General features: G+C 61.7%; 14 protein-coding genes. 13 read left to right on the top strand and 1 reads right to left on the bottom strand.

What is annotated here, in order from left to right:
- Nucleotides 1–140 precede the first annotated feature (140 nt).
- On the bottom strand, nucleotides 141–2,057 hold the full coding sequence (locus tag NW827_RS11350) for a carboxypeptidase regulatory-like domain-containing protein (RefSeq protein ID WP_414404245.1): 1,917 nt from the start codon (nucleotides 2,055–2,057) through the stop codon (nucleotides 141–143).
- Nucleotides 2,058–2,213: 156 nt separating this feature from the next.
- Between NW827_RS11350 and rpmJ the strand changes: the two genes are divergently transcribed.
- From rpmJ to NW827_RS11285, 13 genes are all read left to right on the top strand, one after another.
- Nucleotides 2,214–2,330, top strand: coding sequence for a 50S ribosomal protein L36 (gene rpmJ / locus NW827_RS11345; protein WP_414360740.1), 117 nt, complete (start codon nucleotides 2,214–2,216; stop codon nucleotides 2,328–2,330).
- 114 nt (nucleotides 2,331–2,444) lie between these two features.
- A complete protein-coding gene (gene rpsM, locus NW827_RS11340) occupies nucleotides 2,445–2,828 on the top strand; it encodes a 30S ribosomal protein S13 (protein ID WP_414360738.1) in 384 nt (127 codons plus the stop codon).
- Nucleotides 2,829–2,879: 51 nt separating this feature from the next.
- Nucleotides 2,880–3,266 (top strand): 30S ribosomal protein S11, encoded by a 387-nt coding sequence (rpsK, locus tag NW827_RS11335; RefSeq protein ID WP_414360735.1) that lies wholly within the window; start codon nucleotides 2,880–2,882, stop codon nucleotides 3,264–3,266.
- A gap of 123 nt (nucleotides 3,267–3,389) precedes the next feature.
- Complete coding sequence (locus tag NW827_RS11330; RefSeq protein WP_414360733.1) at nucleotides 3,390–4,385, top strand: DNA-directed RNA polymerase subunit alpha; 996 nt, start codon at nucleotides 3,390–3,392, stop codon at nucleotides 4,383–4,385.
- A gap of 51 nt (nucleotides 4,386–4,436) precedes the next feature.
- Nucleotides 4,437–4,787: a 50S ribosomal protein L17 gene (gene rplQ / locus NW827_RS11325; protein WP_414404246.1), complete on the top strand. Its 351-nt coding sequence runs from the start codon at nucleotides 4,437–4,439 to the stop codon at nucleotides 4,785–4,787.
- Between the two features lie 5 nt (nucleotides 4,788–4,792).
- On the top strand, nucleotides 4,793–5,641 hold the full coding sequence (truA, locus tag NW827_RS11320; RefSeq protein ID WP_414404247.1) for a tRNA pseudouridine(38-40) synthase TruA: 849 nt from the start codon (nucleotides 4,793–4,795) through the stop codon (nucleotides 5,639–5,641).
- An 18-nt stretch (nucleotides 5,642–5,659) separates the two neighbouring features.
- Nucleotides 5,660–6,115, top strand: a complete 456-nt coding sequence (rplM, locus tag NW827_RS11315; RefSeq protein WP_414360726.1) for a 50S ribosomal protein L13 — start codon at nucleotides 5,660–5,662, stop codon at nucleotides 6,113–6,115.
- Complete coding sequence (rpsI, locus tag NW827_RS11310) at nucleotides 6,112–6,525, top strand: 30S ribosomal protein S9 (RefSeq protein ID WP_414360724.1); 414 nt, start codon at nucleotides 6,112–6,114, stop codon at nucleotides 6,523–6,525. Before rplM ends, rpsI begins: the two co-directional genes overlap by 4 nt.
- Before the next feature lie 77 nt (nucleotides 6,526–6,602).
- Nucleotides 6,603–6,827 carry a 50S ribosomal protein L31 gene (gene rpmE / locus NW827_RS11305; RefSeq protein ID WP_414360721.1) on the top strand — a complete coding sequence of 75 codons (225 nt, stop codon included), beginning with the start codon at nucleotides 6,603–6,605 and terminating at the stop codon, nucleotides 6,825–6,827.
- Nucleotides 6,828–6,881: 54 nt separating this feature from the next.
- Nucleotides 6,882–7,964, top strand: coding sequence for a peptide chain release factor 1 (gene prfA, locus NW827_RS11300; protein WP_414360719.1), 1,083 nt, complete (start codon nucleotides 6,882–6,884; stop codon nucleotides 7,962–7,964).
- Nucleotides 7,965–8,043: 79 nt separating this feature from the next.
- Nucleotides 8,044–10,677 (top strand): bifunctional aconitate hydratase 2/2-methylisocitrate dehydratase, encoded by a 2,634-nt coding sequence (acnB, locus tag NW827_RS11295; RefSeq protein WP_414404248.1) that lies wholly within the window; start codon nucleotides 8,044–8,046, stop codon nucleotides 10,675–10,677.
- 54 nt (nucleotides 10,678–10,731) lie between these two features.
- On the top strand, nucleotides 10,732–11,025 hold the full coding sequence (locus NW827_RS11290) for a PepSY domain-containing protein (RefSeq protein ID WP_414360713.1): 294 nt from the start codon (nucleotides 10,732–10,734) through the stop codon (nucleotides 11,023–11,025).
- Nucleotides 11,026–11,198: 173 nt separating this feature from the next.
- Nucleotides 11,199–11,639, top strand: a complete 441-nt coding sequence (locus tag NW827_RS11285; protein WP_414404249.1) for an Hsp20/alpha crystallin family protein — start codon at nucleotides 11,199–11,201, stop codon at nucleotides 11,637–11,639.
- Nucleotides 11,640–11,855: the final 216 nt, after the last annotated feature.

Here is an 11,855-nt window from a genome sequence, read left to right as displayed (position 1 = left end):
TGAGCCAACGCGCCTACCGCCAGGGCCAGCCAGCTGCAGAGAACCCAAGTGCCTAAGCTAACTTTGCGCCGCAGCGCAGTGAGGAAGAGGAGAGGCATGGCAACATCTTCTGGAGAGACAAAATCCTGCGGCAGGGATCCTCACCCTGCAAAGGGGTTGTTGGTCTGCCACTGTTGGATAAAAACAGGCACCATGTTGCGCACCTGCAGCCGAAACAGGCCCGCCGCCGCATCCTCAAACAGGGGCTCCCCCCCCACATCGTCCCGCCCATAGGCCTCGTAGTAGCGAGCCCGATCCCCCGGCCGATCCCGCTGCAAGTCCACTACCACCACTACCCCGCGGCTGCGCAACTGGTTGGGGGTGAAATTGGGGATCTCCACAGGGATTGCCGGCGCTAGGAAGCGCAAGGCCGTATTCAGCAGCGGGCTGCCCTGGCGGTTGTAATCGCGAGAGATCTGCAGGTGGGTCAAGAGGATGTAGCGCAAGCCAAGGGCATCCCCGATAACCTTCAGCTTGGCCAAATCAGCGGTGTAGCGCTCATCCGCATCCAGCAAGGTTAGTCCCTGGAGAAGAGGCAGAAGCGGCTCAAAGCGGGGATCCGGCCCCAAAGGCCCCTTCAAGAGCAGTACCGGTCGCTGCGGCTGCAACTCCTTCAGGGCCAGGCTGAGGTGGCGGGCCAGCTCATCCGAGTAAACCGGCTCATCCGGCAAAAGGCCAATCCCCTCCGGCTTGTGGGTCGGCTCCCCCGGCGGCAGGTGAATATCTTGGGTGGATACAAAACCGGCCCGCACCTCCACCTGGGTGCTGGTGGGGGGGAACCCCGGTACCTCCACATCCACCCAGTACAGCCCCGCTGGCAGCGGCGGCAGGACATAGGTGCCGTCGGCAGCAATGGGAACCGTCTGCTGGGGTTGGGTGGCGGTGGCAGCTAGGCGCACAACTCCGGTCTGGACGGGCTGGCCGGCAATGTCCAGCACCCGCCCCGTCACCACGCCGCGGTTGCCTGCGGAGGCAGCTTCCTCCGCCCCCCCCTCGCCAACTTGAGCTTGAAGATCCCGATCCACCAGACGGTGCAGAGCCGGGATCCCTGCCGCCACCACCCACAGATCCCGCTCCCCCAGCATCGCCAAGCCCGTTGGCTGCCCCTCCAGCCGCAGCGAGGTGGCCAATCGTCCTGCCTCCAGATCCACGATTTGCAGACGGTTGCTGTTGCGGGAGGTTACGTAAGCCCAGCGGCCATCGGGGGAAAGGGCCAGCCGCGTCGGTCGCCAGTCCAGGCCCACCCGCTGCAGGGCCTCGCCGCTGCGGCCCAGATCCAGCACCGTCAGATCTTGGCTGCCAGAGTTGAGCACTACTAGGCGTTGCCGTTGGGCATCCAGAGCCATCGCTTCTGGGGTATTGCCGCCGCGCCAGCGGGCCAGCAGCTCGCCATTGTCCGGGTTGACCACCAGCACACTGAGGGGATCCTCCCCAGCTAGGCCCACAAACAGCACCCCTCGCTGGGCGTCGTAGGCCAAAGCCAAGGGGGGACCCGGTAGGGGCAAACTGCGGGCCTGCAGCTCCTTCGCCTCCTCCCCTGGGCGCGGTGGGGCGGGGATTACCGCCAAGCTCTGGGCGGCAGGCAGGGAGGCGAAAACCCGTCCCCTGGCGGGATCCACTGCCAGATCCAAGGCCCCCGCCGGCAGCCGGTACGACCAGAGCAGCTCCCCGGTTAGTAGATCGAGGGCCACCACGCCGGGAGCAGTAGGGCCAGAGGCATAGACCACCTGATGCGCCGCATCCACCCGCACCACGCTGGGGGCAAAGCCCACCGCCACCTGCCACAGGGGATCGCCGCTTGCTCCATCCAGCAGCAGGACCGCCTGGGCTTCCAGCAGTCCCACCGCCAGCCAGCCCCGCTCCGACACCCCATCAATGCGGTCCGCCGAGCTGGGCAGCGGCAGTATCTCCCCCACCGTCACGGGCCTGGCAGCCTCCTCAGAGGCCGCCGGCAGGGCCCACCCTGCAACCCCTAGACCCAGCAGGCCACTCACCCCAACCAGCCACTGCCAGCGCATGGCCTTTTTCGCTCCCCCACCAAGTCTGCTCTGCTGCTTCGCCCAATCAGCATAGCCAACCTCTCCCCAGATCCCTGGCAGCAAGCCCGAACAATTTTTGACAGCTTGCCGCAGCGACCTTAGAATGGATATTCGCTGGTTTTGACAGGATCAACCATGAAGGTGCGGCCCTCCGTCCGTCGAATTTGCGAAAAGTGCCGAGTTATTCGCCGCCGTGGCCGGGTGATGGTCATTTGTCCTTCCAACCCGAAGCACAAGCAGCGGCAAGGCTAAAGGCGGCGGAGGAAAACCGATCCCCTGACGGCGCCAAGAGCCCTCCTAGGCAAAGCTTCTCAACAGCAGCAACCTAACCCAGCGAGCAAGTTTGTTGGCAAGGTACCCCTAACCATGGCACGGATTGCGGGCGTTGACCTCCCCCGAGACAAGCGAATTGAGATTGCCCTCACCTACATCTACGGCATTGGACTCACCCGCTCCCGCCAAATTTTGGCCAAGACGGGTATCAACCCTGACACCCGCACCCGCGACCTTACCGACGCGGAGGTGGCTGCCCTGCGGGCGGTGGTGGAAAACGAGTACCAGGTGGAGGGGGATCTGCGCCGGCAGGAGGCCATGAACATCAAGCGCCTCATAGATATTGGCACCTACCGAGGTCGGCGCCACCGCCTAAATCTGCCCGTGCGTGGCCAGCGCACCCGCACCAACGCCCGCACGCGCAAAGGAGTCAGGAAAACCGTAGCTGGCAAGAAGAAACCTCCCGCCAAGAAGTAAATCTTTCCCCCACCTCCTGCAACTCTAAGTGGTTCCAAGGACGCACAGGTCATGGCTCAGCAGCAACGGCGCGGACGCAAGGTCAAGAAAAATATCCCCAACGGGGTGGCCTACATTCAGTCCACCTTTAACAACACCATCGTTACCATCACGGATCCCAACGGCAACGTGGTGTGTTGGGCTTCGGCAGGCTCCACCGGATTCAAGGGCGCCAAGAAGGGTACCCCCTTTGCTGCCCAGATGGCAGCAGAGAGCGCAGCGCGGCAGGCCATGGAGAACGGCATGCGGCAGATTGAGGTAATGGTCAGCGGGCCTGGCGCCGGTCGAGAGACGGCCATTCGGGCTCTCCAGGCCGCAGGTCTAGAGATTACCCTCATTCGCGACATCACTCCCATTCCTCACAACGGCTGCCGGCCGCCCAAGCGGCGGCGCGTCTAGGGGGATCCTGGCCTCTAGTTTGAGGACCCCACCCCCCTTGCCCCCTAGCACCAGAGGAGAGACAAGCTCGAGTTTTCTCAGTTCTCCAACGGATATCCAGCCAGACGGACGGGGCTACTCATTATGATGCAAACTAGCCGAACCCTCCACCATCCCAGCAGCAAAGCAGCTGCCAGTGCTGCTCCCTATCAAACTGAGTGCATCGAATCCCATCAGGAAGCCAATGGTGTTTACTACGGCAAATTTGCTCTGGGGCCCCTGGAGCGCGGTCAAGGAATCACGGTAGGCAATGCCTTGCGGCGGGTACTCCTCTCCAACTTGGAAGGAACGGCGGTGACGGCCGTGCGCATTGCCGGGGTAACCCACGAGTTTTCCACCGTCCCCGGGGTGCGGGAAGACGTGATGGAGATCCTACTCAACATGAAGGAGCTGGTCCTGCGCTCCAGCTCTCCTGAGCCCCAGGTAGGCCGTTTAGTGGCGCAGGGGCCGGGGGAAGTGACTGCTGAGAAGCTGCAGCTGCCCAGCGGCGTGGAAGTGATTAACCCCCGTCACCACATTGCCACCCTGGCGGAGGGAGCCATCCTGGAGATGGAGTTCATGATTGGCCGCGGACGGGGCTATCGCGCCGTTGATTACGCCGATAGCAAATCAATGTCTATTGACTTTCTCCAAATTGACTCCGTCTTCATGCCAGTGCGCAAGGTCAACTACACCGTCGAGCCAGCTCGGGTGGGGCAGTCGCTGGAAAAAGATCGCCTCATCCTGGAGATCTGGACCAACGGCAGCCTGACTCCCCAGGAGGCGCTCAGCCAAGCAGCTCGCATTTTGGTAGGTCTGTTCTCGCCGCTGCAGGAGGTTAGCTTTGACACCCCCTCAGCCCCTCAGCAAGCAGAGGACACCCAGAAAAACCAAATCCCCATCGAGGAGCTGCAGCTCTCGGTGCGGGCCTACAACTGCCTCAAGCGAGCCCAGATCCACACCCTGGCCGATCTATTGCTCCATACCGAGGAAGATCTGCTCGAAATCAAAAACTTCGGCCAGAAATCGGCCGAGGAGGTGGTGCAGGCTTTGAAAAACCGCTTTGGCCTGACGCTGCCCCGCGAAAGGAGCAAGAGCTAGCCTCCTCAGGGGACCTGCCTAAAACTCGTAGGACAAAGAGCAGAGGTTACCATGCGTCACCGCCGTCGTACCCCTCACCTCAACAAGCCCCCTGACCAACGCAAGGCCCTGCTGCGGGCGTTGACCACGGCTTTGCTGCGCTACGGGCGAATTGTTACCACCAAAGCTCGGGCCAAAGCTGTGCGCGCCACCACCGAGAAGATGATTACCCTAGCCAAGGACGGCTCCCTGGCAGCGCGGCGGCAGGCCCTAGCCTACCTCTACGACAAGGAGCTGGTGCGCTCCCTGTTTGAACAAGCCCCCGAGCGCTACCGGGATCGAGCGGGAGGCTACACCCGCATCCTGCGCACTGTGCGCCGACGGGGCGACGGGGCAGAAATGGCCGTCATCGAGCTGGTGTAGGCCCCATGCAGAGCCGTCGCATTGCCCTTAAGATTCAGTACCTTGGCAGTGGCTTTCGCGGCTGGCAACGGCAAGCTGGCCAGCGGACGGTGCAAGGGGTGTTGGAAGAGGCCATTACCGCACGGGCTGGCCATCCAGTAACCGTGTACGGGGCAGGTCGCACCGACACCGGGGTACATGCGGCTGGCCAGGTAGCCCACTTCGACACCACCTGCGGCATTCCGCCAACGGAGTGGGCGCGAGTGCTCAACGACTGCCTACCGGAAGATGTGGTCGTGCTGGCTTCAGCCCCTGTGTCTGAAGATTGGCATGCCCGCTTTTCTGCTAGGTGGCGCCGCTACCGCTACCTTATCCTCAATCGCGAGCTGCCGGACGTATTCTGGCGGCCCTTCAGTTGGCAGGTGCGCTGGCCCTTGCAGGTGGAGCCAATGGCCGAGGCCCTCCGCTCCCTCTTGGGGGAGCACAACCTGGAAGCCTTCCGCTGCCGCGGATCCGATCGACCCCACTCGTGGGTGCGGGTGGAGGAGGTGCTCTGTCAACGGATAGGGGACTTCATCAGCATCGAAGTGCAGGCCAGCGGCTTCCTCTACCGGATGATGCGGCTGCTGGTGGGATCCCTGGAGGTGGTGGGCCGGGGCGAGCTTAGCCCGCAGCAATTTGTCCACCTCTGGCAACACAACGACTGGAGCCAGATGCGCACCCGCTACAGCGCTCCCCCGCAGGGCCTGTGCCTACTGGATGTGGGCTATGCTAGGGATCCCTTTGGCCGACGCTTTCCCCCCTCCTTTCCCTTTGGGGAAGCTCCTGCAACTGCTCCCCTCTCCTCGCCCGTGGGTGTTCTTTCTCTGGTTTGAGTATTCCTTTGAGCTGCCATGAACAAGACTCCCCTTCCTACCCCCTCCACTTTAGCCCCGCGCTGGTACGTCATTGATGCGGCTGGCCAGCGCCTTGGCCGCCTAGCGGTAGTTGTGGCCAACCTCCTACGGGGCAAGCACAAGCCCAACTTTACCCCCCACCTGGATACGGGGGACTACGTGATCGTGATCAACGCCGAGAAAGTGGTGGTTACTGGCAAAAAGCGCACCCAAAAGCTCTACCGCCGCCACTCCGGGCGTCCCGGCGGCATGAAGGTGGAGACTTTTGCCCAACTGCAAGCGCGGCTGCCAGAGCGGGTAATTGAGAAAGCGGTCAAGGGGATGTTGCCCCACACCCGCCTAGGCCGGCGGCAATTTACCAAGCTGAAAGTATACGCCGGCCCCCACCACCCCCACGAGGCCCAGCAACCGCAGGTCTATCCCATCCACACGATCCCAGGAGCCCAAGCATGACCCCAACAACTAGCCATCAGCGAGCCGTCTATTGGGGAACTGGGCGCCGCAAAACTGCCGTCGCCCGCGTGCGCCTGGTGCCCGGCACAGGCAAGATCATTATTAACGACCGGCCCGGTGAGGAGTACTTGCAGTACCAGGAGGCATTCCTGGCCAGTGTGAAAGCGCCGCTGGAGCTCCTTGGCCTGGAGAACTCCTATGACATCTTGGTGCGCGCCCATGGGGGCGGCCTCCACGGCCAGGCCGATGCCATTAAGTTAGGAGTGGCCCGCGCCCTCTGCCAGCTGGATCCGTCCAACCGCGGCCCCCTCAAGGCAGAGGGCTACCTAACCCGCGATCCCCGCGCTGTGGAGCGCAAGAAGTACGGCTTGCGCAAAGCCCGCAAAGCTCCTCAGTACTCGAAACGCTAGGGATCCCTGCCATTGCTTTTTCAAGGTCAATCTTGATAGACAAGGGTATAGAAACACGCCCAGCGGAGGAGATTGCTATGCCCAAAAAAGGAATCCACCCGCAGTGGTACCCAGAGGCTAAAGTTATCTGCAACGGTGAGGTGGTCATGACCGTGGGATCCACCAAGCCGGAGCTCAAGGTTGAGGTGTGGTCTGGCAACCATCCCTTCTTCACTGGCACCCAAAAGATTATCGACACCGAAGGGCGAGTGGAGAAGTTCATGCGCAAGTACGGCATGAGCAGTGGCAAGAAGGCCCAGTAGAGTTTTCCCTTGCCCTGCTCAGGACGGTCTGGATTCCTTGCTAGCGTTGGATCTATGGCTTCTGCTCAGCTAATCGAGCAGTTAAAAAACGTTGAAGCCACCTTCCAGGAGTTGACGGTGCGCTTGGCCGATCCCGATGTGGCCACCGATCCGGCGGAGCTGCAGCGGATTGCCAAGGCTCGCTCCTCCCTGGAAGCCACAGTGCAAGCTTTTCACGACTGGCAAAAGCTCACTCGCGACCTCCAGCAGACAGAGGAGCTTTTGCGGGAGGCGGCCTCCGACCCAGAGCTGGAGGCGATGGTGAGGGCAGAGCTGGAGCAACTGCGCGCCCGCCAAGAGCAACTGGAGGAGAAGCTGACCCTGCTGCTCCTGCCCCGGGATCCCAACGACGAAAAAAACATCATGTTGGAGATCCGCGCTGGCACGGGTGGGGAGGAAGCGGCCCTCTGGGCAGCCGATCTGGCCCGCATGTACACCCGCTACGCCGAGAAGATGGGCTGGTCAGTGCGCCTGGTCAGTCTTTCCGAGGGTGACATGGGCGGCTATAAAGAGGCCATCCTGGAAATCCGCGGCGATCAGGTCTACAGCAAGCTGAAGTTTGAAGCCGGCGTTCACCGGGTGCAGCGGGTGCCCATCACGGAAGCCCAGGGGCGCATCCACACTTCAACCGCCACGGTGGCAGTGATGCCGGAGGTGGACGAGGTGGAGGTGGTGATTGATCCCAAAGACATCGAGATTAGAACGGCGCGTTCCGGCGGGGCGGGTGGCCAAAACGTCAACAAAGTGGAAACGGCGGTGGATCTCCTCCACAAGCCCACTGGGATCCGCGTCTTCTGCACTGAGGAGCGCTCCCAGCTCCAAAACCGCCAGCGGGCAATGCAAATTTTGCGGGCTAAGCTTTACGAGATGAAGCTGCGGGAGCAACAGGCCTCCATTAGCTCTGCCCGCCGCATGCAGGTAGGAACAGGAGCCCGTTCAGAAAAAATTCGCACCTACAACTATAAGGACAACCGCGTCACTGACCACCGCCTTAACCAGAATTTTCCCCTACAGCCCATCTTGGATGGAGAGCTGGACGAGCTCCTCCAGGCTTGTATTGGCCTATACCAAAAGGAGCTGCTGGCGGAGCTCTCGTAGGCGGGGAGGGGATCCCTTCCTGCTGCCAACCTGGCGGTAGAATGAATACCCATATCGAGTAACCCGAGGAATCCTCCCCATGCTGGCTGAGTACCGCCAACATGCCGCTGCCCGCGCAGCGCAAGGGATCCCGCCGCTGCCCTTGAACGCTGCCCAGACCAGCCAGGTGTGCGAGCTGCTCAAGGATCCCCCTGCTGGCGAGGAAGCTTTTTTGTTGCATTTGCTCACAGAGCGGGTGCCGCCGGGGGTGGACGAAGCGGCCTATGTGAAGGCGGGCTTTTTGGCCGCTGTGGCTAAGGAAGAAGTGCACTCGCCCCTCATTACCCCCCGGCGGGCGGTGGAGCTCTTGGGGACGATGCTGGGGGGCTACAACGTCCAGGTGTTGCTGGAGCTGCTGCAGGATAGGCGGCAGGAGATCGCGGCAGCAGCGGCCCGCGCCCTTAGCCACACGCTGCTGGTTTTCGATGCCTTCCACGACGTGCTGGAACTCAGCCAAGCCGGCAACGCCTATGCGCGGCAGGTCATCGAGTCCTGGGCCGCCGGGGAGTGGTTTACTGCCAGGCCGCCCCTGGCCGAGGCCATCACCGTAACGGTGTTCAAAATTGCTGGCGAGATCAACACTGACGACCTTTCCCCTGCGGCCCACGCCACCACCCGCCCGGACATCCCTCTGCACGCCCAGAGCATGCTGGAGGCGCGCGCACCGGGAGCGATAGCAACCATTGCTGAGCTGAAGCGCCGCGGCTATCCCGTGGCCTTTGTGGGGGATGTGGTGGGCACGGGATCCTCCCGCAAGTCTGCCCTCAACTCCCTCCTCTGGCACATTGGCCACGACATTCCCTATGTGCCCAACAAGCGGGCCGGCGGGGTGATTCTGGGGGGCACGATTGCACCCATTTTCTTCAACACCGCCGAAGATGCCGGCGCCCTGCCCATCCAGTGCGATGTCTCACGGCTGGAGACGGGCATGGTGGTGACAATCCACCCCTACGAAGGTGTCATCCGTTCTGAGGATGGCCAAGTCCTCTCCACCTTCTCCCTGCAACCCGTGACCTTGCCGGACGAGGTGCGGGCGGGGGGCCGCATTCCCCTCTTGATTGGCCGGGCCCTCACCGACAAAACCCGCCAGGCCCTGGGGCTGGATCCCTCTCCCCTATTTATCCGCCCCACCCCGCCCGCCGACACCGGCAAAGGCTATACCCTGGCCCAGAAAATTGTCGGCAAAGCCTGTGGGCTGCCGGGGATCCGTCCGGGCACCAGTTGTGAGCCCCTGATCACCACCGTGGGATCCCAGGACACCACCGGGCCCATGACCCGCGACGAGCTGAAGGAGCTGGCCTGCCTGGGGTTTAGTGCCGACCTGGTGCTGCAGAGCTTCTGCCACACCGCCGCCTACCCCAAGCCGGTGGACATCCAGATCCACAAAGAGCTGCCCGACTTCTTTGCCTCGCGGGGGGGCGTTGTCCTGCGGCCGGGCGACGGCATCATCCACTCCTGGCTCAACCGCATGCTACTGCCGGATACCGTCGGCACCGGGGGCGACTCCCACACCCGCTTTCCTTTGGGCATCTCCTTCCCGGCGGGATCGGGGTTGGTGGCCTTTGCTGCTGCTATGGGGGTGATGCCCCTGAATATGCCGGAGTCGGTACTGGTGCGCTTCCGGGGGGAATTGCAGCCCGGGATCACCCTGCGGGACATCGTCCACGCCATCCCCTACGTGGCCATCCAGCGGGGGCTGCTCACCGTCGAGAAGCAGGGCAAGAAAAACGTCTTTGCTGGGCGAATTATGGAGATCGAGGGCCTGCCCCATCTCAAGGTGGAGCAAGCCTTTGAGTTGACCGACGCCTCAGCAGAGCGCAACTGCGCCGCCTGCACCATTAAGCTCAGCGTCGAGACGGTTGCCGAGTACCTGCGCTCCAACGTGGTGCTGTTGAAAAACATGATTGCCCGCGGCTATCAGGATGCGAGAACCCTGCTGCGGCGCATCGCCAAGATGGAGGCCTGGCTGGCCAACCCCACTTTGCTGGAGGCGGATCCCGACGCCGAATACGCTGCCGTGATTGAGATTGACCTCAGCAGCATCACCGAGCCCATTGTCTGTGCCCCCAACGATCCCGACAAGGTGATGACCCTGAGCGAAGTCCACGCCCAGTATGCCGCCGGCAACCCCGACACACCCATCCAAATTGACGAGGTGTTTATTGGCTCCTGCATGACCAACATTGGCCACTACCGGGCGGCTGCCAAGATTTTGGAAGGGCAGGGGCGGGTTAAGGTGCGCCAACTGTGGATCTGCCCACCCACCCGCATGGACGAGGCGCAACTGCGGGCTGAAGGGGTATACAGCATCTTTGCCGCTGCTGGCGCAAGAACGGAGATGCCCGGCTGCAGCCTGTGCATGGGCAACCAGGCCCGCGTGGCAGATGGAGCCACCGTTATGTCCACCTCTACCCGTAACTTTGACAACCGCATGGGCAAAGGTGCACGGGTCTACCTGGGATCCGCCGAGCTGGCGGCTGTCTGTGCCCTCCTGGGGCGGATCCCTACCCCTGAGGAATACCGGGAGATCGTGGCCACCAAGATCCAGCCCTTTGCCGGCGAGCTGTACCGCTACCTCAACTTCCACGAGATCCCTGGCTTTGAGGACGAAGGGCGGATCATCCCCCGCGAGCAAATGCCCAAGCTGGAGGAAGTCCTCGGGAGCCGTTCCTAAAGGGGCCACTCTGATAGCATGGCAGCATGGTTTGCTAGCCTTGGAGAAATCCTGATGGCCCTGCCCCGAAAACTCGCCCGCCAGATCCACCGCGCCCTGGCTCCCCTCCTGGCCCTGCCCCTGGTAGTGACGGTGGTAACGGGATCCCTTTACCAAATTGCCCGCCTCAACGGCAACTTGGACTACTACTGGCTAATCCAAATCCACAAAGGGCAGTGGGGGCCGCTGGATCTGCAGGCCATCTACCCCTTCTTAAACGGCTTGGGGCTGTTGGTGATGGTGGCTACCGGCCTGAGTTTGTGGTTGCAAACGAGATCCCATCCCCTCTCCAAGCGCAGCGATTCCTGAGAGCTTTCTCCTGATTCTTGGGTGAGAAAATACCCCAACTGATTTCCAGAAAACTCGACCTCTGGAGGCAGCTAGACAGCTTACCCTAATGTATAGGGGCTAGGCTAAAGCCTTGTGAGTAAAGCTTGAAGAGAAGTTAACCAAAAGTTAACCAAAATAGGAGGTGGATAGATATGGCTCTGGTTCGCTGGGATCCCTTTCGGGAAATTGACGAAATTCAACGGGAAATGAACCGGATGTTTGACCGGCTGATGGCTCGTCCTACCGAGCCTGATACCTTTGCCTTCGTGCCGGCGGTGGAAATGCACGACGATCCGGAAACCATTACCCTCAAGCTGGAGCTGCCCGGCTTAAACCCCAACGATCTGGACATCCAAGCGACGGCGGAATCGATCTCCATCAGCGGCGAGCGGCGTTTTGAAAAACGCTCCGAAGACAAAGGCGTAACCCGCACCGAGTTCCGCTACGGGCGCTTCCAACGGGTGATCCCGCTGCCCAACCGGATCAAGCACGATCAGGTGAAAGCGGAATACAAAGATGGCATCCTCACCCTGACGCTGCCCAAAGCGGACTCTGAAAAAGCCCACGTGGTCAAAGTGAACGTTGTCTCCTAATCGGCTGAGATAAGCGTCACTCTTGGCTTAAGCAAGTCTAGATCCTAGAGGGTAGGCCACGAGCCTACCTTTTTTGCTTTTCGGCTTGTCCATCCTCAACTCCCCTCTCCCTGAGGGAGAGGGGCCGGGGGTGAGGGAATACTCCCTCCCAGGGATCCGATTTGAAGACGGGGAATTTCTCGTCTTCGTTGGCCCCTCCGGCTGTGGCAAGACCAC

The sequence above is a fragment of the Synechococcus sp. H70.1 genome, assembly GCF_047502705.1.
In the GTDB taxonomy this organism is placed as follows: Bacteria; Cyanobacteriota; Cyanobacteriia; order Thermostichales; family Thermostichaceae; genus Thermostichus.
Note: the sequence above shows the minus strand (reverse complement) of the source record. Positions and strands in the feature narration are given on the sequence as shown.

What these genes read in the sequence shown, in the direction of transcription:
- NW827_RS11330 (WP_414360733.1), top strand. Translation starts at nt 3,390, where the DNA reads ATGATGCAAACTAGCCGAACCCTCCACCATCCCAGCAGCAAAGCAGCT.
- NW827_RS11350 (WP_414404245.1), bottom strand. Translation starts at nt 2,057, where the DNA reads ATGCGCTGGCAGTGGCTGGTTGGGGTGAGTGGCCTGCTGGGTCTAGGG.
- prfA (WP_414360719.1), top strand. Translation starts at nt 6,882, where the DNA reads ATGGCTTCTGCTCAGCTAATCGAGCAGTTAAAAAACGTTGAAGCCACC.
- rplM (WP_414360726.1), top strand. Translation starts at nt 5,660, where the DNA reads ATGAACAAGACTCCCCTTCCTACCCCCTCCACTTTAGCCCCGCGCTGG.
- rpsM (WP_414360738.1), top strand. Translation starts at nt 2,445, where the DNA reads ATGGCACGGATTGCGGGCGTTGACCTCCCCCGAGACAAGCGAATTGAG.
- rpmE (WP_414360721.1), top strand. Translation starts at nt 6,603, where the DNA reads ATGCCCAAAAAAGGAATCCACCCGCAGTGGTACCCAGAGGCTAAAGTT.
- rpmJ (WP_414360740.1), top strand. Translation starts at nt 2,214, where the DNA reads ATGAAGGTGCGGCCCTCCGTCCGTCGAATTTGCGAAAAGTGCCGAGTT.
- NW827_RS11285 (WP_414404249.1), top strand. Translation starts at nt 11,199, where the DNA reads ATGGCTCTGGTTCGCTGGGATCCCTTTCGGGAAATTGACGAAATTCAA.
- rpsK (WP_414360735.1), top strand. Translation starts at nt 2,880, where the DNA reads ATGGCTCAGCAGCAACGGCGCGGACGCAAGGTCAAGAAAAATATCCCC.
- NW827_RS11290 (WP_414360713.1), top strand. Translation starts at nt 10,732, where the DNA reads ATGGCCCTGCCCCGAAAACTCGCCCGCCAGATCCACCGCGCCCTGGCT.
- rplQ (WP_414404246.1), top strand. Translation starts at nt 4,437, where the DNA reads ATGCGTCACCGCCGTCGTACCCCTCACCTCAACAAGCCCCCTGACCAA.
- truA (WP_414404247.1), top strand. Translation starts at nt 4,793, where the DNA reads ATGCAGAGCCGTCGCATTGCCCTTAAGATTCAGTACCTTGGCAGTGGC.
- rpsI (WP_414360724.1), top strand. Translation starts at nt 6,112, where the DNA reads ATGACCCCAACAACTAGCCATCAGCGAGCCGTCTATTGGGGAACTGGG.
- acnB (WP_414404248.1), top strand. Translation starts at nt 8,044, where the DNA reads ATGCTGGCTGAGTACCGCCAACATGCCGCTGCCCGCGCAGCGCAAGGG.